This window comes from Nocardia kruczakiae NBRC 101016 (genome assembly GCF_001612965.1).
GTDB classification, from domain to species: Bacteria; Actinomycetota; Actinomycetes; order Mycobacteriales; family Mycobacteriaceae; genus Nocardia; species Nocardia kruczakiae.
In genome coordinates this window covers 110,623-132,236 of record NZ_BDBL01000024.1, presented here as the reverse complement: position 1 = coordinate 132,236, position 21,614 = coordinate 110,623, and the positions used below count along the sequence as shown (strand labels likewise).

20 protein-coding genes are annotated in these 21,614 nt (G+C 68.3%); 10 read left to right on the top strand and 10 right to left on the bottom strand.

Going from position 1 to position 21,614, the window contains the following annotated elements:
- The first annotated feature begins 58 nt into the window (after positions 1-58).
- A complete protein-coding gene (locus NK1_RS18390) occupies positions 59-2,383 on the top strand; it encodes a heavy metal translocating P-type ATPase (protein WP_063010187.1) in 2,325 nt (774 codons plus the stop codon).
- A 17-nt stretch (positions 2,384-2,400) separates the two neighbouring features.
- Here the strand turns inward: NK1_RS18390 and NK1_RS18385 are convergent, their stop codons facing one another.
- The 3 genes from NK1_RS18385 to NK1_RS18380 are packed head-to-tail and all read right to left on the bottom strand — an operon-like array spanning position 2,401 to position 4,558.
- Positions 2,401-3,645 (bottom strand): serine hydrolase, encoded by a 1,245-nt coding sequence (locus tag NK1_RS18385; protein WP_245660637.1) that lies wholly within the window; start codon positions 3,643-3,645, stop codon positions 2,401-2,403.
- Positions 3,646-3,698: 53 nt separating this feature from the next.
- Complete coding sequence (locus NK1_RS34600) at positions 3,699-3,848, bottom strand: hypothetical protein (protein WP_157104332.1); 150 nt, start codon at positions 3,846-3,848, stop codon at positions 3,699-3,701.
- Entirely contained in the window at positions 3,848-4,558 is a 711-nt protein-coding gene (locus tag NK1_RS18380) for an MgtC/SapB family protein (RefSeq protein WP_063010185.1), read from the bottom strand. The genes NK1_RS34600 and NK1_RS18380 overlap by 1 nt, the downstream gene beginning before the upstream one ends.
- A gap of 399 nt (positions 4,559-4,957) precedes the next feature.
- Here NK1_RS18380 and NK1_RS18375 point away from each other — a divergent pair, with 399 nt between their 5' ends.
- The 3 genes from NK1_RS18375 (at position 4,958) to NK1_RS18365 (ending at position 8,775) form a co-directional block, all read left to right on the top strand.
- Complete coding sequence (locus tag NK1_RS18375; RefSeq protein ID WP_228534799.1) at positions 4,958-5,281, top strand: hypothetical protein; 324 nt, start codon at positions 4,958-4,960, stop codon at positions 5,279-5,281.
- Positions 5,282-5,350: 69 nt separating this feature from the next.
- Positions 5,351-6,880: a catalase gene (locus NK1_RS18370; protein WP_063010183.1), complete on the top strand. Its 1,530-nt coding sequence runs from the start codon at positions 5,351-5,353 to the stop codon at positions 6,878-6,880.
- A 95-nt stretch (positions 6,881-6,975) separates the two neighbouring features.
- Entirely contained in the window at positions 6,976-8,775 is a 1,800-nt protein-coding gene (locus NK1_RS18365) for a glycoside hydrolase family 15 protein (protein ID WP_063010181.1), read from the top strand.
- Here the strand turns inward: NK1_RS18365 and NK1_RS18360 are convergent.
- Together NK1_RS18360 and NK1_RS18355 are read right to left on the bottom strand one after the other, a co-directional pair.
- Positions 8,772-10,472, bottom strand: a complete 1,701-nt coding sequence (locus NK1_RS18360; RefSeq protein WP_063010179.1) for an FAD-dependent oxidoreductase — start codon at positions 10,470-10,472, stop codon at positions 8,772-8,774. The genes NK1_RS18365 and NK1_RS18360 overlap by 4 nt on opposite strands.
- 85 nt (positions 10,473-10,557) lie before the next feature.
- A complete protein-coding gene (locus NK1_RS18355) occupies positions 10,558-11,613 on the bottom strand; it encodes an AraC family transcriptional regulator (protein ID WP_036505754.1) in 1,056 nt (351 codons plus the stop codon).
- A gap of 62 nt (positions 11,614-11,675) precedes the next feature.
- Between NK1_RS18355 and NK1_RS18350 the strand changes: the two genes are divergently transcribed.
- Both NK1_RS18350 and mbp1 read left to right on the top strand, forming a co-directional pair.
- On the top strand, positions 11,676-12,200 hold the full coding sequence (locus NK1_RS18350; RefSeq protein WP_063010177.1) for a DUF6328 family protein: 525 nt from the start codon (positions 11,676-11,678) through the stop codon (positions 12,198-12,200).
- Between the two features lie 105 nt (positions 12,201-12,305).
- Entirely contained in the window at positions 12,306-12,560 is a 255-nt protein-coding gene (mbp1, locus tag NK1_RS18345) for a microaggregate-binding protein 1 (protein WP_063000007.1), read from the top strand.
- A 119-nt stretch (positions 12,561-12,679) separates the two neighbouring features.
- Here mbp1 and NK1_RS18340 read toward each other — a convergent pair whose 3' ends face one another.
- The 5 genes from NK1_RS18340 to NK1_RS18320 form a co-directional block, all read right to left on the bottom strand.
- Complete coding sequence (locus tag NK1_RS18340; RefSeq protein WP_063010175.1) at positions 12,680-13,003, bottom strand: hypothetical protein; 324 nt, start codon at positions 13,001-13,003, stop codon at positions 12,680-12,682.
- A 39-nt stretch (positions 13,004-13,042) separates the two neighbouring features.
- Positions 13,043-13,855, bottom strand: a complete 813-nt coding sequence (locus NK1_RS18335) for an RNA polymerase sigma factor SigF (protein ID WP_063010173.1) — start codon at positions 13,853-13,855, stop codon at positions 13,043-13,045.
- A 167-nt stretch (positions 13,856-14,022) separates the two neighbouring features.
- Entirely contained in the window at positions 14,023-14,856 is an 834-nt protein-coding gene (locus NK1_RS18330) for an SDR family oxidoreductase (protein ID WP_063010249.1), read from the bottom strand.
- A complete protein-coding gene (gene cyp51, locus NK1_RS18325) occupies positions 14,853-16,202 on the bottom strand; it encodes a lanosterol 14-alpha demethylase (RefSeq protein WP_063010171.1) in 1,350 nt (449 codons plus the stop codon). The genes NK1_RS18330 and cyp51 overlap by 4 nt, the downstream gene beginning before the upstream one ends.
- Before the next feature lie 142 nt (positions 16,203-16,344).
- Positions 16,345-17,007, bottom strand: coding sequence for a TetR/AcrR family transcriptional regulator (locus tag NK1_RS18320; protein WP_063010169.1), 663 nt, complete (start codon positions 17,005-17,007; stop codon positions 16,345-16,347).
- A 119-nt stretch (positions 17,008-17,126) separates the two neighbouring features.
- Here NK1_RS18320 and NK1_RS18315 point away from each other — a divergent pair, with 119 nt between their 5' ends.
- Genes NK1_RS18315 through NK1_RS18300 form a run of 4 tightly spaced genes read left to right on the top strand, consistent with a single transcriptional unit; the run spans position 17,127 to position 21,569 of the window.
- On the top strand, positions 17,127-18,002 hold the full coding sequence (locus NK1_RS18315) for a metal-dependent hydrolase (protein ID WP_062999744.1): 876 nt from the start codon (positions 17,127-17,129) through the stop codon (positions 18,000-18,002).
- Positions 17,999-19,090 carry a PDR/VanB family oxidoreductase gene (locus NK1_RS18310; RefSeq protein WP_063010164.1) on the top strand — a complete coding sequence of 364 codons (1,092 nt, stop codon included), beginning with the start codon at positions 17,999-18,001 and terminating at the stop codon, positions 19,088-19,090. The genes NK1_RS18315 and NK1_RS18310 overlap by 4 nt, the downstream gene beginning before the upstream one ends.
- A gap of 53 nt (positions 19,091-19,143) precedes the next feature.
- Complete coding sequence (locus NK1_RS18305) at positions 19,144-20,661, top strand: flavin-containing monooxygenase (protein ID WP_063010162.1); 1,518 nt, start codon at positions 19,144-19,146, stop codon at positions 20,659-20,661.
- Complete coding sequence (locus tag NK1_RS18300; RefSeq protein WP_310402141.1) at positions 20,658-21,569, top strand: short-chain dehydrogenase/reductase; 912 nt, start codon at positions 20,658-20,660, stop codon at positions 21,567-21,569. Before NK1_RS18305 ends, NK1_RS18300 begins: the two co-directional genes overlap by 4 nt.
- Positions 21,570-21,614 lie beyond the last annotated feature (45 nt).

The following is a 21,614-nucleotide window of genomic DNA, read 5'->3' as shown; positions in this document are numbered from 1 at the left end:
ACCCCCTGTGGGTATATGGTCTTGTAGTCGCTCGCGCCGGTCGAGAGGAGTCGTGCACATGGATGACAGCCGTCACGCAACCGTGGTGCTGGATCTGAGTGGCCTGCACTGGGCGAGCCGCCAGCAGGTCGCCACCCGGGTCCTGCGAGCCCGTCCCGGTGTACTCGAGACCACGGTCAATCCCGCCGCCCAGACCGCGACGGTCGGCTTCGACCCGGCCCGGACCTCGGTCCACGAACTGCGGGAATGGTTGCGCGACTGCGGAATCCACTGCTCCGGACTGTCGGTGCCCCGGCACGTCTGCGATCCGCTGGCCGAGCCGTCCGAACCGGCCGGCGCGCACCGGCACGAACCCGCGGCACCTCCGCACGGACATCACGGCACACACGGTCATCACGACATGTCGATGGCCGCGATGGCCGCCGATATGCGCAACCGATTCCTGGTCGCGCTGGTCTTCTCGGTGCTCGTCATGATGTGGTCGCCGATGGCGACGGATATGTTCGGCATCGACCTGCCGGTGCCGTTCGGGCTGCGCCAGGATGTGTGGGCGTTGATCCTGAGCCTGCCGGTGATCGGCTATTCGTCGACGATCTTCTTCACCGGTGCGTGGCAGGCGCTGCGGGCGCGGACCCTCGACATGATGGTGCTGGTGGCGGTCGCCATCGGCGCGGGCTGGCTGTATTCGCTGGCCGTCACGCTCACGGGCGGTGGCGCGGTCTTCTACGAGGCGTCGACCATGCTCGCCACCTTCGTGCTGCTCGGGCACTGGTTCGAGATGCGCGCCCGCGGCGGGGCCACCGACGCCATCCGCACGCTGCTGGATCTGGCGCCGCCGCGCGCGGTGGTGTTGCGTGACGGTGAGGAGGTGGAGATTCCCACCGCCGAGGTCGCCGTCGGCGATCTGCTGCTGGTGCGGCCCGGTGCCAAGATCCCGGTCGACGGCGTCGTGGAAGACGGCGACAGCGAGGTCGACGAGTCGATGGTGACCGGCGAGAGTCTGCCGGTGCACAAACAACCCGGTGCTCCGGTGATCGGCGCCAGCATCAACGTCGACGGCACCCTGCGCGTGCGTGCGGACAAGGTCGGCTCCGACACCGCACTGGCACAGATCGTGAATCTCGTTCAGCAGGCGCAGAATTCGAAGGCACCGGGCCAGCAGCTGGCCGATCGCGCGGCGTTCTGGCTGGTACTGGTCGCGCTGATCGGCGGTGCGGCCACCCTGGCCGGATGGCTGCTCGCCGGTGCCACCTTCGCCACCGCCATGTTGTTCGCGATCACCGTCGTGGTGATCACGTGCCCCGACGCGCTCGGCCTGGCCACGCCGACGGCGATCATGGTCGGCACCGGCCTCGGCGCTCGCCGGGGCGTGCTGTTCAAGAACGCCCTCGCGCTGGAGACCGCGGCCCGCGTGGACGTGGTGGTACTGGACAAGACCGGCACCCTGACCAAGGGCGAACCGGCCGTCACCGAATTCGTGACCTCGGCCGCCGAGCCCTCACCCCGGTTGCTCGCGGCGGTGGCCGCCGTCGAGCGCGAGTCCGAACACCCGCTGGCCCAGGCGATCGTCCGCTACGCCGAGGAACGCGGCGTCGCGCCGGCGCGGGCCGAGAAGTTCGAGAACGTCCCCGGCCACGGCGCCGTCGCCACGGTCGACGGGCAGCGCGTCGTCGTCGGCAACCGGCGACTGCTGGACCGTGAGGGGATCGAACTCGGCGACTCGGCCGCGGCTCGGGCCAGGATCGCGGACGGCGGGCAGACCGCGGTGCTGGTGGCGGTCGACGACAAGGCGGTCGCGGTCGTCGGCATCGCCGACGCGCCTCGCGACACCGCCGCCGCGGCGGTGCGCGAAATGCACGATCTGGGTATGGAAGTCGTGATGCTCACCGGCGACAATCGCGCGACCGCCGACCGCATCGCGGCCGAATCGGGTATCGACACCGTCATCGCGGAGGTGCTGCCCGGTGACAAGGCCGACACCATCGCGCAATTACAGTCCGGCGGAAGGAGAGTCGCGATGGTCGGCGACGGCGTGAACGACGCGCCCGCGCTGGCGCGGGCCGACCTCGGCATCGCCATCGGCGCCGGTACGGACGTGGCCATCGACACCGCCGATGTGGTTCTGATGCGATCGGACCCGCTCGATGTGCCCACCGCATTACGGATCGGGCGCGGCACCCTGCGCAAGATGCATCAGAACCTGGCGTGGGCGGTGGGATACAACGCGGTCGCCCTCCCGATCGCGGCGGGTGTGTTCGAGCCGGCCTTCGGGTTCACCCTGCGTCCGGAGATCGCCGCTCTGACCATGTCGGGCTCCAGCATCATCGTCGCGCTGAACGCGGTGTCGCTCGAGCGACTTCGCTTGCCGCAGCGGCAGGGGTGAGAGCCGGCCGGACGGCGCTAGCCCTGCGGTCGGGCGATGGGCGAGTGCGGAACGACCGCCGAGATCTGTGCGCACAACTGCCAGGGCCGCTCGGTGTCCACGGTCGACTTGCCGCTGGTCAGGATCGCGCCGGACAGTCCGCGGTCGAGGTCGGCCCAGCCGTACTGGGTGGTCAGACCGCTACGGCCGAAATGGGTTTCGGTGTGGGCGCCGAATTTCGACCGGCGCCCGCCCAGCTCGAATCCAGCGCGACTGACCCGGCCCACGATGCCCGGGATCCGGGGCGCCGGTGCGATCGCGCCGCGCAGCGTGTCGGGGGACAGGATCCGCACACCGTCGAGTTCCCCACCGCGACACAGTATTTCGTAGAAGCGGGAAAGTTCCGAGGCGGTGGTCACGAGATTGCCGGAGGGCAGCTCGGCGGTGAGGAACGCGCGCACCGATTCCGCCGACGTGGAGGCACTCATGCCGCCGCCGAGTGCCTTGCCGGCCACCATCGAGAAGGCTCGGGAAGGCCGCGGTCCGGTGCGCACGCTCGGCACCACCCGGTCGACGTCCTCGGGGGCCACGCCGAACGTGGTCCATCGGAAGCCGAGCGGATTCAGCACCCGTTCGGCGAGATGGTCGCGCATCCGCTTGCCGGTCGCACGCTGGACCAGCAGGCGCAGGATCAACCCGCTGGTCAGGGCGTGATAGACGCGGAATCGCCGGGGCGGCCAACTCGGCCGCAACTCGATCAGCGCCCGCACCGCGAGTTCCTCGTCCACGACGGCGTCGAAGCCGCGATAGCCCGCCGGCATGAACGGCACGCCGGCGGAGTGGGAGAGCACATCGGCGATGGTGATGCGGCCCTTGCCGTGCGCCGCGAATTCCGGAATGTAGTCACACACCCGGTCTTCGGGGGCGAAGGCGCCCTGCTCGATCAGCATCGCCATCACCGTCGCGGCGACGCCTTTGGCGGTGGAGAAACCACAGAACGGGGAGTCGACGGTGATCGGTGTGCGTTCGACGTCGGGCCCGTCGCCGGGGGCGTTACCCCAGCCGTGGCCGATGGCCCGGTTCAGCACGATCGCGCCGTGGCGGCGCAGGCAGATCTGGATCGCGGGAGTGGTTCCCAGCCGATACCACGCGCGGACCGACTCCCACACCGCTTCGACGTCGCCGGGCCGCAGACCGGCCGCGGTGGGGTCGTCCTCGGGACCGACCGCGGTCACGGTGTCCGGATCGGCGGGGACGGAAACCATCGGGGCGCCAGTGCTCACGGCGTCAGCATAGTGATGGGGGGTATCGGTGCAGGTCGGAGCGTCGTCGCTACTCAGCTGTGCAATTCGCGGGCGAGCGCTCCCACCGCCTTGCCGAGCGCCTCGACGGCATAGGCGAGCTCGCGGGTGGCGGTGTCGCGGGCGTAGCCGCCGGCTCGGCCCGCGCTGGCGGCCCTGTGACCGATGTCACCCCGCGTGCGCACTACAGCCCGGGCGCGACCGGTTCGACCGTGCGCCATCCGACACTGGTCACCGACGGTTCCAGACTCAACCGGCTGACCGCCGACTCCATCTGCCGGTCGTCGCGTTGATCGCCGACCAGATCCGCGCGCACCTCCACCCGGCCCGCATCCTCGGCGTTGGCGCTGGCGACCGACACGAGCCGGAAGTCGGTGCGAGTCAACGCCTGTACGAGCAGTGCGCGCACATGCGCTTCGTGCGCATCGTCGGTGACGGCGGTGAACGCGTAGTGCGCGGGTTGCTCGTGATCCGATTCCGGCTGACGATCGACCCTGCGCCCGGCCGCCCGCAACGCGATGTTGACGATGACGACCGCGACCGTTCCGGCCGCCGCGGTGCCGTACATCCCGGCACCGGAGAGCGCGCCCACCGCCGCCGCGCACCAGAGCGTCGCGGCGGTGTTGAGACCCCGCACGTTCAATCCGTCGCGGATGATCACACCCGCGCCGAGAAACCCGATACCGGAAACGATTTGGGCCGCGACCCGGGTCGGGTCGGCAGCGCCACCGTGAAATCCGTGCGCGGACAACAGCACGAACAACGCCGCCCCCGCGGAGACCAGCGCGTTGGTCCGCAATCCGGCCATCCGGGCCCGGTACTGGCGTTCGAAACCGATCACCGCACCGACACCGACACCGGTGGCCAGGCGCAGCAGCATCTCCCACGTCGACATGAGCAAACAACCCTTCGATCGGAGGGCGAGAACTCGTGCGCGCGGGCTACCGCGACATCCGCACGGCCGCGTCGACACGAGAATGGTCGCCGAGTGAATTCTTGGCAAAACGACGTATATGACTGTCGTCGGGCACAGCGACCACCTCCTTCCAGGACACGACCCGCGTAGAACAGCGCCGGGCAGCGGCGCCGGGAAGGGAGTAAACACCACGATCGACGTCCTGGCAAACCGTTTGCCGGGCGGTCGGTGACAGTCGAACGGGATCGGCGGCGCCGGAGAAAGGCGGGGGCGCCGGGGCGGTGGATTTGCCTGATTCGAACCGCCGAGCCCGGGTAGTACGCCTGCAAGCAGGGAGGAGTGTGCCCTGTGCGGCCTACACCGGGAAACGGAGGTGCCATGATGACGGACCCGCGGATGGCGCGTGGAAGCACATCGCAGGAGCAGGCGCAGCGGCGGCGGATGCTGCGAGCGCCGCGCAAGCATGCCGGTGAGGGAATCGAGGACACGTACAACATTCCGGGCATCGTGCTGTGTGCACTGAGTTTCGTCGCGCTGGCGCTCGCGCTGACCGCGGCCGGGTACGGCTTCGGTGGATGGGCGATCGTGGCCGGTGTGGTGTGCGCGGTGTGCCTGATCAGCGGCGTGGCGTGGATCGCGCTCGAGAGCAAGCGGACGCAGGCTCGCGACCAGTGGGAGCCGCATCAGCGACAGGGGCACTGATCAGGGGAGGACCGCGGGCCCGTCGCGGGGCGTGACCACCGCACCGATCCGGTCCGGGAGAGGAGAGAGATGGTCGAGAAGACTCGCGCCGGCGGTTTCACCACCGACGACGCCGGAATTCCGGTGGCCAGCGACGAAGATTCGCTGACGATAGGCCCCGACGGCCCGATCCTGCTCAACGACGCGTATCTGATCGAGAAGATGGCGGCGTTCAACCGCGAACGCGTCCCCGAACGTCAGCCGCACGCCAAGGGCGGCGGCGCGTTCGGGGTCTTCGAGACCACGCAGGATATGAGCGCCTACACCTGCGCGAAGGTCTTCCAGCCCGGGGCGAAGACCGAGATGCTGGCCCGGTTCTCCACGGTGGCCGGTGAGCGGGGCAGCCCGGACACCTGGCGTGATCCGCGCGGATTCGCGTTGAAGTTCTATACCGAGGACGGCAATTTCGACCTGGTCGGCAACAACACCCCGATCTTCTTCGTCCGCGATCCGATGAAGTTCCAGGACTTCATCCGATCGCAGAAACGCCGGGCGGACAACAACTTACGCGACCACGACATGCAGTGGGATTTCTGGACGCTGTCGCCGGAGTCGGCGCACCAGGTCACCTGGCTGATGGGCGATCGCGGTATCCCGCGCACCTGGCGCCACATGAACGGCTACTCCAGTCATACCTACATGTGGGTCAACGCCGAGGGCGAGAAACACTGGGTCAAATATCACTTCCTCACCGACCAGGGTGTGGAGTTCTTCACCCAGGACGAGGGCGATCAGATGGCCTCGATGGATACCGACTATCACACCCGGGATCTGTGGGAGGCGATCGAGCGCGGCGACTATCCGAGCTGGACGCTGAAGATGCAGATCATGCCGTTCGAGGCGGCCAAGTCCTATCGGTTCAACCCGTTCGATCTGACGAAGGTGTGGCCGCACGGCGACTATCCGCTCTACGAGGTCGGCCGGATGACGTTGAACCGCAATCCGTCCGACTATCACACCGAGATCGAACAGGCCGCCTTCGAGCCGAGCAGCGCGGTGCCGGGCACGGGACCGAGCCCGGACAAGATGCTGCTGGGCCGGTGGTTCTCGTATCCGGACGCCCACCGGTACCGGATCGGCGCGAACTACAAGGAATTGCCGGTCAACGCGCCCAGGTCGCCGTCGCATTCCTATACCAAGGACGGCCACATGCGGCACCACAATCCGGGCGACCCGGTCTACGTGCCGAATTCCAAGGGCGGTCCGCATGCCGAACCCGGCCGGGCCGGTCCGACCGCCGGCTGGTACACCGACGGCGAAATGGTGCGCGAGGCCTACACGCTGCGCCGCGACGACGACGATTGGGGCCAGGCGGGCACTCTCGTGCGCCAGGTGCTCGACGACGCGGCGCGAGAACGGCTGGTGGACAACATCGTCGGCCATCTGCTGAACGGGGTGTCCGAGCCGGTGCTGGCGCGGGCCTTCGAATACTGGCGCAATGTCGACAAGGATCTCGGCGACCGGGTGGAATCCGGAGTCCGGGCGAAACAGGACGAGAAGGATCCGAAGGCGGCCGGGCAAGGCAATCCGGCCCGCTCCGCCGCTCAGCACAAGGCCTGAGGTGCCCGGAAGGCGAAGGCCGACGGCCGCGGATCGCCCACCCCGCCGGTAGCGGATGGGCGGTTGAGCAGGTCTTCTCGTGGTATGTCCCGAGCATGATCGCGAATTCCGCTGCCGCTCCCCATGTCCTGCGGGAGTACTCGTTCATCGCGGACGGTCAGCGCGGCGCCCTGGTCGGTCCGCGCGGCGACATCTCGTGGATGTGCCTGCCGCGCTGGGACGGAGACGCGGTCTTCGCGAGCCTGCTGGGCGGTTGCGGCATGTACGCCGTCACGCCGTCGGGGCCGTTCGTCTGGGGTGGCTACTACGAGGACGGCACCCTGATCTGGCGATCGCGGTGGCTGTCCGGCAGTGCGGTGATCGAATGTCGCGAGGCCTTGGCCTTTCCGGGCGACCGGCATCGGGCGGTGCTGATGCGGCGCGTCGTGGCGGTGCAGGAGGATGCCGAGGTCGATGTGGAATTGCGGCCGGTCGCGCGGTTCGGCGCCGCGCCGATACACCATCCGCGCCGCGCGGACGGGGTGTGGACGGCGCGTGCGGGCGGGCTGCGGATGCGCTGGACCGGCGCGCCCGGCGCCGAGATCGACGAGGACGGTTCCGGCCGGGGATGGACGGCTCACCTGTCGGTGCCCGCGGGCGGCTACCACGATCTGGTCCTGGAGATATCCGATCGCACCCTGCCCGATGATCTTCCCGACCCCGATATGTACTGGGAGGCAACCGAAAACGCCTGGCGGCGCGATCGCCCGGATTTCGGTGTCACGGCCGCGCCGCGCGACAGTGCCCACGCCTTCGCGATCCTGCGCGGGATGACCGCCGATACCGGCGGCATGGTGGCGGCACCCACCACCAGCCTGCCCGAACGCGCCGACCGGGGCGAGAACTACGACTATCGCTACGTCTGGATCCGCGACCAATGTCTGGCCGGGCAGGCGATCGCGGTCGGCGGCCCCCATCCGTTGCTCGACGCCGCGGTCGGTTTCACGGCCGCTCGCCTGCTCGACGACGGCCCCACGCTGGCGCCCGCCTACACCATCGACGGCAAGAGTGTGCCGCGGGTGCGCGAGATCGAGCTTCCCGGATATCCGGGCGCGCGGCCCGTCGTCGGCAACCGGGTCCGCGGGCAGTTCCAGCTCGACATCTTCGGCGAGGCGTTGCTGTTGTTCGCCGCGGCCGCTCGCCACGATCGGCTCGGCAGCGATCACCGCCGCGCGGTCGACATCGCGGTGTCGGCGATCGCGGACAATCATCACCGCCCGGACGCGGGGATCTGGGAGATCGAGGACCGGCTGTGGACCCATTCCCGGCTCATCTGCGCGGCCGGGCTACGCGCGGTCGCGGCCTGTCCGGACACCGGCGCCGACACCGCCTACTGCAGTTCGCTGGCCGATACGCTGGTGGCCGAGGCCGCCCGCACCGGAGTGCATCCGACCGGTCGCTGGCAGCGCGCCCCCGATCAGCCCGGGGTGGACGCCGCGCTGCTCCTGCCGTTGATCCGCGGGGCGATCCCGGCCGACGACCCGCGCTACGCGGCCACCTTCTTCGCGATCCAGCGGGATCTGACCACCGACTACTGCGTCTACCGCTACCGTCACGACGATCGTCCGCTCGAGATGAGCGAAGGCGCGTTCCTGCTGTGTGGCTTCACCATGGCGATGGCGGCCGCCCAGCTCGACCGCCCGGTGACCGCGATGCGTTTCTTCGAGCGCAATCGCGCCTCGTGCGGGACACCGGGCCTGTTCGCCGAGGAATTCGACGTCCGGCAGCGGCAGTTGCGGGGCAATCTGCCCCAGGCGTTCGTGCACGCGATGCTGCTGGAGGCGTCGCTGCGGCTCGGACCGCTCGCGCCGGAGCTACCGTCGGAAGCGGTGGTGCCGACGGATCGGGGCAACTAGGTGATGTCGACGATCGGCAACCGCAGCGCACCGGGGGCGTCGGCGGGAACCACCGGCGCCGTGGGGGAGACCGGGGCCAGCCGCCGGTAGGGCGCGCCCAGCGCCGGACGCCGATCCGGCTCACCCTTGTTGGGCCACAGCGCCAGCGCCCGTTCGGCCTGTGCGGTGATGGTCAGCGAGGGATTGACGCCGAGATTCGCCGAAATCGCCGAGCCGTCGACGATGTGCAGGCCCGGATGGCCGTACATGCGCTGGTACGGGTCCACGACGCCGGTCTCCGGGGAATCACCGATCACGCAGCCGCCGATGAAATGTCCGGTCATCGGGATGCCGAACAGGCTGGTGAAACCGGCGGTCGCGATGCCGTCGATCTTGTCGGCCACCCGGTGGGCCACTTCGTGCCCGGCCGGAATCGAGGTCGGATTCGGTTGTCCCTCACCCTGTTTCGTGGTCATCCGGCGGCCGAACAGCCCGCGTTCGGTGTAGGTGGTGAGCGAATTGTCCACCGACTGCATCACCAGCAGGCCGATCATCCGCTCCGACCAGTGGCGCGGATTGTGCACCTTCGCCAGATCGCGGCGGCGCCGCCAGTTCTCGCGCAACCACAGCCGGGTGCGCGAGGTGCTGCCGTCCTCGTCGTACATCACGGTCGTCATCAGCGACAGCACATTGCTGCCCTTGCCGTAACGCACCGGTTCGATATGGGTGTCGGCGTCGGGATGGATCGAGGACGTGATGGCCACGCCCTTGGTGAAGTCGGTATCGGCGCGCCGGCTCCGGATCGACAGCAGCTCTTCGGAATTCGTGCGCGACAGATAGCCCAGGCGCGCGGAGATGTGCGGGAGCGAGCCGCGGTCGCGCAACCGGTGCAGCAGTCGCTGGGTGCCGAGTGCGGCCGCGGCGAAGATCACCTGTTCGGCGGTGAAACTGCGGCGTGCCTTGCGAACCCAGCGCCCGGTGCGGACGGTGTCGACGCGGTACCCACCCGAGGGCAGCGGCACCACATCCACCACGGTGGTGTGCGGATGCACGGTCGCCCCGGCCTTCTCGGCGAGATACAGGTAGTTCTTCACCAGCGTGTTCTTGGCATTGTGGCGGCATCCGGTCATACATTCGCCGCAGTGGGTGCAGGTGCGCCGGGACGGTCCGACACCGCCGAAGTAGGGGTCGGGCACCTCCTGTCCGGCGCGAGTGCCGTTGCCGCCGAACAGCACTCCCACCGGCGTGTGCCGGAACGACGCTCCCACACCCAATTCCTCGGCCACCTCGCGCAGCACCCGGTCCGAGGCCGTGGTGGCCGGATTCGTGGTGACGCCGAGCATGCGTTTGGCCTGGTCGTAGTGCGGCGCCAGTTCGGCGTCCCAGTCGGTGATGTGGGCCCACTGCGGGTCGGCGAAGAATTTCGCGGGCGGTTCGTACAGGGTGTTCGCGTAGACGAGGGAGCCGCCGCCGACGCCGGCGCCGCTCATGATGAAGGTGTCCTTCAACAGGGTCAGGCGCTGGATGCCGAAACATCCCAGCCGCGGTGCCCACAGGAATTGCCGCGCGCGCCAGGAGTTCTTCGCGAACTCGTCGTCGGCGAAGCGGCGGCCGGCCTCGAGGACGCCGACCCGGTAGCCCTTCTCGGTCAGGCGCAGGGCGCTGACACTGCCGCCGAATCCCGACCCGATGACTACCACGTCGTAGTCGAACCCCATCGCCGCGCCCTTTCCTGGTACCGATCGTCCACCCGTACCGTATGGGCAGATCAGGGGACGGACGCAGAGATCGACGGCCAGAAAATCAATAGTTCCGGTCACGCCGGTAGGCGGCCGGTGTGGTTCCGGTCCAGCGCTTGAAGGCGTGGATGAACGGCGTCGCCTCCGCGTAGCCGAGCCGGATGGCGATGTCGTCGATGGTCAGCGGCGTCCCGGAGAGCATTTCCTGGGCGAGCGCGCGGCGCACCTCGTCGAGCAGCGCCCGATAACTGGTCCCGGCCTCGGTGAGGCGGCGGCGCAGCGTCCGCACGCTCATGTTGAGCTCCCGGGCCACGGCCTCGATCGGCGGCGGGGTGGTGATGCCGGTTGCGCCGCTGCCGGGCAGCAGTCGTTCCCGGACCTCGGCCGCGATACCGGTGCGCGCGCTGCGGCGTTGCACCAGATCCCGGCACTGGGCGATGCAGACCGCCCAGGTCTGCTGATTCGCCTGGGGCAGCGGCTGGGCGAGGATCTCCGGTGCGACGGTGAACATGGTGTGCGCGCGCCCGAAGCGCGGCCGTGCGCCGAGCACGGCCTCGAGCCGGTCGGCGTAGGGGGGTTCGTCGTAACCGAATTCCATTCGGGCGAAGGAGAAGTCGTGGCCCAGCAGATCGGCCATCACCCGATGCATGGCGACGATGTCGCGTTCCACCAGGAAGGTCTGCACATCCGGCGGGATGAGCTCGTGGTGGATCCACGCGATCACATCGTCGCGCCGGTACTCGACGATCGGTGTGCAGAAGGCGAATCCGAGGCGGTAGTACCGCATGGCCAGTGAAATCGCCTCGCGCAGAGTCGGACTGGTGACGCAGGCGAAGCCGAAGATGCCGAAGGTGCTCAGCCGGTACCGCCGCCCGACCTCGACGCCGAGCGCCGGGATCTCGCCGAGTTCGGCGACCAGATTGCGCACCACCGCCAGTTCGGCCTCTGCCGGGATCTGTGCCCCGGGATCGGTGAGTGCGGCCGGTCCGATACCGGATCCGGTGAGCAGCCGCGCCCGGTCCACTCCGTGTTCGGCGGCGAATTCGATCATCACCGCGACGCTGGCGATCCCGCGGGGGAAGTTCCAGGTGCGGACCTCGGGCGCCTCGACGGTGTGCATGGCACCATTATGGCCGAAACTATTGATCACTCGGGACGAACGGCCGGGGATAGGGTTGTCGGATGGAGCAGGCGCAGTCCGCCGGCGGCCGGGAAGACCGCGATCGGGAATGGGACCGTGAGGTCCGTGGTGAGACGGAAACCGAACAGCTGGACCGCAATCTGACCAGCTTGATTCAGGAATTGCGCGTGGTGCAGACGGGTGTGCAGCTGCTGACCGGCTTCCTGCTGACTCTGCCGTTCCAGGCCAGGTTCACCACGGTGTCCACCCCGATGCGCGGGTTGTATCTGGCGGTCGTGACCGCCTCGATCGCGGCGACGGTCTTCCTGATCGCGCCGGTCGCCGCCCACCGCATCCTGTTCCGTCAGCATCGCCTCGGCAGCGTGGTGCGCACCGCCCACACGTTCGCGCTGGTCGGGCTGGCGCTGCTCGGCATCGCGCTCACCGGAGTCGCGGTACTGATATTCGACACGGTGGCCGGTGCGGTCGCCGCCACCGTCATCGGTGTGTGCTTCGCGGTGCTGTTTCTCCTGACCTGGTTCGCCCATCCGTGGCGGGAGCGCCGGCGCGGTCGCGAGACGCGGTGAGGACGCCCAGAGCGGCCCGAAAGTGCGGTCGGAGGGCGTTTCGTGCCGGGGTCGCCGGGTATCGCGCCCGATGTCAGTGATTTCGACGCGTTGGAGGTGAATCCCTTGTCGGAGCACGAGAAGGGCGGAGGCCGCGAAGGCCTCGAAGGCGTCGTGGAAGGCGCGAAGGGTAAGGCCAAGGAAGCCGCCGGTCAGGTATTCGGGAAGGACGACCTGCGCGAGGAGGGCAAGGCCCAGCAGAGCCGCGCCGAATCGCAGCGTGAGGCCGCCCAGAAGGAGGCCGAGGCCGAGAAGCACCGCGCGGAAGCCGGTGTGGAGGAGAAGCGGCAGCAGGCGTACCAAGATAACGGCGGCTCCTGACGGTGAGGTGAGCCAACCGAACCGAAAGGGTGCCCGGCCGTAGCGACCGGGCACCCTTTCTTCATTCGAAAGTCGTGCGCGAGCATCGGATTCGTACCGGGGATTCGTGACCCTCGGAATTACCGGCCCAGCGCACTGGCGAGTTGTTTCTTGGTCATCTTCGAGCGGCCCTTGATATTGCGTTGGCGCGCTTCGTTGTACAACTGATCACGGGTCGGCCCCTGGGAACCCTTTCCGGATCGCTGGCCGCCGCGGCGCTGCGGAGACGTATCGTTGGTGGAACTGCGGCTCGCGGTACGAGTTTTGCCCGCCTGTGCGCGATTCTTGTTGACCGTGCGTGCGCCGATTTCCTCTGCGCGGCCTTTACTCGCACCCCGTTTCCGAGCCGAGGACTTCACATGTTCGTATTGGCGTTCTTCTTTGGCAGACCATTCCTTGGGCATGACTACACCTTTCGGTCGTGTGGATGGATGGTTCGATCCCTAGGTCGGCTGCGGCTCGCAGAGCGCCTGCTGCCGAAGACTTTTCAGCGTGCGCGACAGAATGCGGGAGACGTGCATCTGGGAGATCTGCAGTTTCTCGGCGATCTGATTCTGCGTCTTGGATTCGAAGAAGCGCATGATCAGAATTCTGCGTTCCCGGGTGGGCAGCGCGTCGATGAGCGGGCGTACCGCCATCGCGTCCTCGGTCAGTTGGTAGCACTGTTCCTCGGCGCCGAGCTTGTCCATGATCGCGCCGTCGTCGGTGTCGACGACGGCGTCGATGGAGTTCGGCTGGTAGGCGTTGCCGGCGATCATGGCCTGCACCACCTGGGGACCGTCGACGTCGAGGGCTTCGGACAGCTCGCGGGCCGTGGGCATGCGCCCGAGTTCGTGAGCCAGCTGTTCGGTCGTCGGACCGACGCGCAGCCACAATTCCTTCACCGCGCGCGGTACCCGGGTCGACCAGGTGTAGTCGCGGAAGTGACGGCGAACCTCGCCCATCACCGTCGGCACGGCGAAGGAGAGGAAAGAATTCCCCCGTGCCGGATCGAATCGATCGACTGCCAGGACGAGACCGAGCCTCGCCACCTGGTGCAGATCGTCGAACGTCTCGCCGCGGCCGGAGAATTTCCGGGCGATATGCTCGGCCAGCGGCAGGCAGAGTTCGATGATTTCCGCTCGGACCGACTCCCGATGCGGATCGGTATGATCCAGAGCGGCCAGTTTCTCGAACCAGGGTTCGATGTTGTCATAACTGTTGGCACCGTGGCGTGCGGCGGTTTCGGCACGACGGGCGATCGGTTCATGTGTCATTCGAGATACCTCGCTTCCAACTGAATCCGACCCAGACTGGGTACCCGTTGGTGCGGCTCTCAAAAGACGTCGAAGGGCGCACGCCGGAACATCCGCCGATTTCCGGGCGATGACCAGGGCGTACGCCGATTCGAAGATATCCCGGCGCGAGCCGGAATTTTGCGGTTTCAGCCTTCCGGCGTGTTGCCGACCCGCCGGTCGTAGTCCGCGCGGGCGGCTCGGTCGACCTCGTCGGTGAATATCCGATGCACTCCCATGCGGCGGGCGGTGAATTCGCCGAAGGCGCGCGGCGTGAGTTTGTTGAACGCCATCGCCACCCCGGCGAGCCGGGTGACCGTGACCCGTCGCCGCGGGCGCGCGATCAGGCGCACCACCGCCCGGGCGACATCCTCGGGTTCGGCCAGCAGGCCCATCGGCGCCTTGGTTCCGGCGATCAGTTCGGTGCGGGTGAAGGTCGGCAACACCGCCGAGAAGTGCACTCCGCTGCCGCGGCATTCCAGCCGCATGGCCTCGGTGAAACCGAGGACGGCCTGTTTACTCGCACAGTAGGTCGCCATGCCGGGCGTGGGATTCTCCCCGGCCAGCGACGCGATATTCACGATATGACCGCGCCCGCGCGAAAGCATCTGTGGCAGTGCGGCTTTGGTGCCGTTCATGACACCGAGGACGTTGACCTCGAGGATGCGGCGGGTGATGGCGTCGGATTCGTCGGTGAAGCGGCCGACGGGCATGATGCCGGCGTTGTTGATCAGGACGTCGACGGGGCCGGCCTCGGTCTCGACCGCCGCGAGGAAGTCCGCGAACGAGCCCGGGTCGGTCACGTCGAGGGGCAGGGCGGCCGCGGCACCGAGCCGCGATCCGGCCTCGGCGACGGCGTCGGCATCGATATCGCCGAGGGCCACCCGCGCACCGGCGTCGCGCAGGTGTTCGGCGATCGAGTAGCCGATACCCCGCGCGCCGCCGGTGACCGCGACCACCGTCCCCGGCAGTCTGGTGCTCACCCGCGCCGCCGGTACCGGACGGTGCACGGCTGCTGCAACTGCACCACCATCTTGGAGTGGTCGTTGCGGTAGCTGTCGGAGGGCTGCGCCATCTCGAATTCCCAGTCTCGCAACAGGATCGAGAAGATCGCCTTCAACTGCATGAGGGCGAACGCCTGGCCGACGCAGCGATGCCGTCCGGCGCCGAACGGGATCCAGCTCCAGCGGTTCACCAGATCCGCCTGGTTGGGATCGACGTAGCGGCCCGGATCGAAGCGGTCGGGCTCGGGGAAGTCCTCCGCGATCCGGTTGGAGACCGCCGGTGTGGTCGCGACCAGATCGCCCGGCGCGATGCTGTGCCCGCACACCTCGAATTCGCCGCGCGCGACGCGCATCAGGATGATCAGCGGCGGATGCAGGCGCAGCGTCTCCTTCAACGTCGCCTCGAGCTGCGGAATCTGGCGCAGCGCATGGAAACTCACGTCCTGGCCGTCGGCGTAGAGCTCGTCGAGTTCGCCGACGACCCGGGCCAGCACCTCGGGATTGCGCAGCAATTCGATGGTCGTCCAGGCCGCGGTGCCGGAGGTGGTGTGGTGACCGGCGAACATCATCGAGATGAAGATGCCGGTGATCTCGCTGGCGGAGAACCGCAACTCACCCTGTTCGTCGCGGATCGAGACCAGCACGTCGAGCATGTCGCGATCCTCTTTGCCCTGCGGCGGATTCGCGATGCGGCCGTTCATGATCTCCTGGACCAGTTCGACCAGCTTCGCGCGCGCCTCGTCGCGGCGGCGGAAACTCTCGATCGGCGCATAGGGGTCGACGTAGCACAGCGCGTCGGTGCCGCGTTCGAGTTCGTGGTACAGGTGCGCGAACCGCTCGTCGAGTTCCTCCCGGAACTTCTTGCCGATCAGACAGGCCGAGGAGGTGTAGATGGTCAGCTCGGCGAAGAACTCGAGCAGGTCGATTTCGCCCTCGTCGCCCCAGCCCTCGAGGATGCGGTGCACCTCGTGCGCGATCGTTTCGGCGTGCCCGCGCATGAAGTCACCGCGCAGGGCCTGGTTGTGCAGCATTTCCTTGCGGCGCTCGGGGCTGGCGTCGAACACCACGCCGTCACCGAAGATCGGCTTCATGAACGGGTAGGCGGCGCCCTGGTCGAGATCCTCGTCGGCCGCGCGGAAGAAGAATTCGTTCGCCTCGGCGCCCGAGAGCAGGATGACGTCCTTGTCGGCCAGCCGGAACGAGCCCACATCGCCGCACTCGGAGCGCACCCGCCGCATCAGCGCGATCGGATCGGTGCGGAACTCTTCGAGGTGGCCGTGCTCATGTTCGCCCCCGGAGACTTGCCGCGGCTTGACCAACGTCATGAGAAATCCTTCCGCATGTCCGGATCCATCCGTGATGGACACGTGTCTGGACGGTACTACGGAAGGGTGGGCGAGGCAAGGTCCGGCACTGTTTCGGACAGTGCCGGACCGGTGTGCGGGACGGAATTGCCGGTGCTGGTGCTCAGCGCAGGACCGGCGCCGAGCGCACGGTGCTGAGCTGCCGGATGATCGCGGCGGCGTGGTTGTCGAACCGCTCCCTGTCGATGGTGATGTCGCCGATCAGATACGGGCGGTAGCAGTAGGCGAGCGCGCCGAAGATGGCCATCGCGTTGAGCGTCGCGTCGGTCTCGTCGGGGGCCGGGGTGTCGGTGTCGTCGGCGGCGATCACCGACGCGATCGGCCCGGTGATCACCGGGACCAGTTCGCTGCCGCGCCGGGTCAGTGCCGGGGTGGCGATCGATTCGACGAACAGGATGCGCCCGCGCCGGGGGTCCTCGGTGAGGAAATCGGTGAACGCGCGCACCACGTGACCGAACAGCAGATCCCGGTCCTCGGGGGCGTCGGCCAGCGCGGCGAGCAGCCGATCCCGGCACTGTTCGACGGTGTTCTCGAGGACGGTGGTCGTCAAATCGTCGAGATTGGCGAAACTCTCGTAGAAATAACGTTCGGTGAGCCCCGCCTGTCGGCATACTCCGCGCATCGAGGTCTCGGCCGCGCCGGCGCCGGCCATGAGTTCGTAACCGGCCTGCAGCAGCCGTTCGCGACGTGCGGCGATGCGATCGGCCGGTTCGCGCCCACGCCAGGGGCGGCTGCCCGTTTTCGGAATGTGCGGCGAATCGGCCATGGCCGTGATGCTACCGGGGGACGGTGACGAGGCGTTTTGTTGACATCGACCGCTGTTGACATCTAGTGATGTCAACATTACGGTCGGAGCATCGCTTCGACCACCCGCAAGGACGCGCCATGAACACCTCGGTCTACGACGATCAAGCCCACGCGATCAGGGCCCGCGATGTGCGGTTCGATTTCGACTCCGTCCCCATGCACTACATTCCGGGCGAGGTCATGGCGACCCACATCATCAACGTGATGCACCTGGTACTCCCGGAAGGGGAACGCGCGATGGCCGCGGCCCTCGCGGAGGCGCTGGCCTATATCGACGACGAGCGGCTGCGCGAAGAGGTGCAGGGCTTCATCGGCCAGGAGAATCAGCACGCCAGCTCGCACGCGCAGGCGCGTCGCCACCTGGAGTCGCTCGGCCTCGACGTAGCCCCGATGGTGGAGACGGTGGCCTGGCTGGTCGATCGGATGCTCGGCGATCACGGCCTGACCGGCCGCGCCAAACACGAGTGGCTGTGCGAGCGGCTGGGCCTGTTCGCGGGGATGGAGCACTACACCGCCGTCATCGGCGAATGGCTGCTCACCAACGACGTGCTCGAGGCCAAGAACATGCATCCGGCGATGCTGGACCTGATTCGCTGGCACGGCGCGGAGGAGGTCGAACACCGCAGCGTGGTCTACGACGCGTACATGCACGTCGACGGCGGATATCTGCGCAAGGCCCGCACCGCCGTGCTGGCCAGCTCGTCGCTGCTGGTGCTGTTCGTGGTCGCCGGCGGCTATCTGTTCGGCAAGGATCCCGACCCGCGCAAAGGGCGGTTCTGGCCGTTGCAGTTCCTCAGCGCCTCCGCCCGCGGCGTGGTGCCGCGCATGTCGACCTTCCTGACCGAGATTCCGCGGTATCTGCGGCCCGGATTCCATCCCTCCCAGCTCGGCAGTATGGACAACGCGCTGCGGTATCTCGCGCAGTCGCCGGCGGCGCGCGAGGGCCGGCGATGACGGCGGTGGCGTACCCGGTCGCCGCCGGCCGGCCGGAGTATCGGCCGTCGCTGCCGCTGCGTGCGGTCGGCGCGGTGTTCGACCTGTATCGCCGCGGCGTCACCACGGAACCGCCGATCGAGGTGCTGTCGCGACCGAATCCCGTGCGGCGCAGTGGTTTCGAACGTGAACTGATCGTCGCCCGGCGCGAGACGCAGGCGGGGGACGTGGTGGTGCTGACCCTGGTCGCGCCCTACGGCGGGCAGTTGCCGCGCTGGGTTCCGGGCGCGCACATCGACGTGCTCCTGCCCTCCGGGCGCCAGCGGCAGTATTCGCTCAACGGTGACCCGGCCGATCGCGGGAGTTATCGCATCGCCGTGCGCCATCTGCCCGAGGGCGGCGGCGGATCCGACGAGATCCATCGCGACGTGGCGGTGGGGGACCGGTTGCGCGTGCGCGGGCCGCGCAACGCCTTCGGCTATATCGACGCCCCGCACTACGTCTTCGTGGCCGGCGGCATCGGCATCACCCCCTTGCTGCCGATGGTGGCCGACGCCGAACGGCGCGGAATCGATTGGCGGCTGGTGTATCTCGGCCGCAGCCGGGCGACGATGCCGTTCCTCGACGAACTCTCGGCCCATCGCGGCGGACGGCTCGAGGTCCGGCCCGACGACGAATTCGGTATCGCCGACCTCGATCTGATTCTGGCCGACGTGCCGCGCGGCACCGCGATCTACGTCTGTGGTCCACCGCCGCTGATGGCCGCCGCGCTGGACACCGACGCCGCCCACGAGCCGACCGTCTCGGTCCACACCGAACGTTTCTCGCCGCTGCCGGTGCAGCAGGGCCGCCCGTTCCGGATCCGGTTGCGGCGCAGCGGTCACACCGTGGACGTGGCCGCCGACGAATCGGCCCTGGCGGCCATCGGCCGGGTCCTGCCCGACGTCGCCTATTCGTGCCGGCAGGGATTCTGCGGCACCTGCGCGGTGACCGTGCACGCCGGCGCGGTCGACCATCGCGATCGGCGGCTGAGTCCCGCCGAACGCGAGACCACCATGCTCACCTGCGTCTCGCGCGCGGCGGGCGACACTCTCGAACTCGACCTGTGAGCACGAGACCGGTTGTTTCGGGCAACGACGCCCGCACCGAAAGGAATTCGACGATGGCAGTATCCGAGAGCGCCCCCGCCGAACACACGCCGATCGCGGTGATCGGCGCCGGAGTCGCCGGAATCGGCCTCGCGGTGTCGTTGCGCGCGGCCGGATTCGAGGACTTCCTGATTCTCGAACGCGCCGACGATCTCGGCGGCACCTGGCAGGCCAACACCTATCCCGGCTGCGCCTGCGATGTGCCCTCGCACCTCTACTCCTATTCCTTCGCGCCGAATCCCGACTGGTCGCGCACCTACGGACGCCAGCCCGAAATCCTGGGCTATCTGCGCGATGTCGCCGAGCGCCACGATGTGGTGCGGCACATGCGTTTCGGCACCGATGTGGTGCGCGCGCAGTGGGACGAATCGCGGCGGCGGTGGCTCGTGCGCACCGACCGGGGAGTGCTCAGCGCCGATGTACTGATCTCGGCGGTCGGCCCGTTCAGCGAGGCGAAGATCCCGAATATGCCGGGGCGCGAGACCTTCCGCGGCACCCAGTTCCACTCGCTGCACTGGAATCACGAGCACGATCTGACCGGCGAGCGCGTCGCCGTGATCGGCACCGGCGCCTCCGCGGTGCAGTTCATCCCCGAGATCGCGCCGAAGGTGCGACGGCTCACGGTCTTCCAGCGCTCCGCCCCGTGGATCGTCTCCCGCCTGGATCGGTCCACCCTCGGCGTGGAGCGCGCGCTGCTACGCCGGGTGCCGCTGCTGGGCACCGCGCTGCGGGGCGCGTACTACGCGGGTATCGAGAGCTTCGGACTGGTCGGATTCGTCGACCGTCGCTTCCGCCATCCGTTCCAGGCGCTGTCGGGGATGCAACTGCGGCGCCAGGTCCGCGATCCGGCCCTGCGGCGGAAACTGACCCCGGACTACATGATCGGATGTAAGCGCGCGATCTTCTCCGACGCGTACTATCCGGCCCTCACTCGCGACAACGTCGACGTGGTGACGGAATCCATCGCCGAGATCCGCCCCGGGTCGATCGTCACCACCGACGGTGCGGAACATCCGGTCGACACCATCGTCTGGGGCACCGGGTTCGGCGCGATACCGAAGCTCTACGACCGGATCGAAGGCGTCGGCGGACTGACCGTGGCCGACCACTACCGTCGCCGGCCCAGCAGCTATCTGGGCGCGGCGATCGCGGGCTTCCCCAATATGTTCCTGACCCTCGGGCCGTTCGGCGCCGCCGGGAACCAGTCCGCGATCTTCATGATCGAATCGCAGATCGCCTACATCGTCGACGCGCTGAAAACCCTGCGCGACAACGATGTCGACCGCGTCGAGGTCCGCGCCTCGGTGCAGGACCGGTTCCTCGACGAGATGCGGCAGCGCAGTCGCGATACCGTGTGGCTGGGCGGCGGCTGCGACAGCTACTACACCACCGACAAGGGCGAGAACGCCGGGCTGTATCCGAACTGGAGTTTCGAATACCGCCGCCGCGTCGCGAGTTTCGACGCGGACTCCTACCTGCTGTCGCGCCACGTAGCGGATCCGACCACCGCAGAGATGAGCAGTATCCGATGATCACAGGACCGTTCGATATGGTGCGCACGCTGCTGGCCCCGGTGCTCGGCGGAGGTGAGCGACTCGACGTGCGCGACAAGGTCGTGGTGATCACCGGCGGCGCCGCCGGCATCGGCTACGAGCTGGCCCGGCTGCTCTACGACCGCGGCGCCTACGTCGCGCTGTTCGATATCGACGCCGAGGCCGTGCGCGCGGGCGCGGCCGCACTCGGCATCCGGGCCGTCGCGATCGCCGTCGACGTGGCCGACCGGGAGGGGGTGCGGCTGGCTGTCGGACAGGTCCGGGAGAACTTCGGGCGCATCGACGTGGTGGTGGCCAACGCCGGCGTGGTCCCGCGCCCGGCCACCGTGCGGCTGCTCGATCCCGAGGAATTCGACCGGGTGCTGGCGATCAACCTCACCGGCGCCTTCAACACCGTCCAGCCCGCGCTCGACGACGTCATCGCGGCGCACGGTCACGTCGTCGTGGTCTCCTCGTGTGCCGCGTTCGCACCCGGAATGGGCGGTTCGCCGTACATGGTGAGCAAGGCCGGGGTGGAACAGCTCGGGCGCGCGCTGCGGGTGGAACTCGGCGGAACGGGCGCCTCGGCCGGAATCGCCTATTTCGGCGTGGTGGAGACGGCGATGACCCACGACACCCTGGACGAGGACGAGCTGGGCGCCGAATTCGGTGCGCTGCTGCCTTGGCCGCTGAATCAGCGCATCACCGCCCGGCGGGCCGCCGAGGTGATCGCCGGTGCCATCGAACGCCGGTCCGCGCGCACGGTGGCGCCCGCGGGGTGGGAGCCGTATGCCCTGCTGCGGGGCGCGGTGAACGTGGCCCTGGATCACAAGCTGAGCGTCGACGAACGGGTGCGCTCGCTGACGCAGCGGCTCGAACAGCGCATCCTCGCAGATCGCGGCCGGTAACCGGGTTCGCAAATCTGAGAGATTTCAAAGGATCGGCACAGCCTC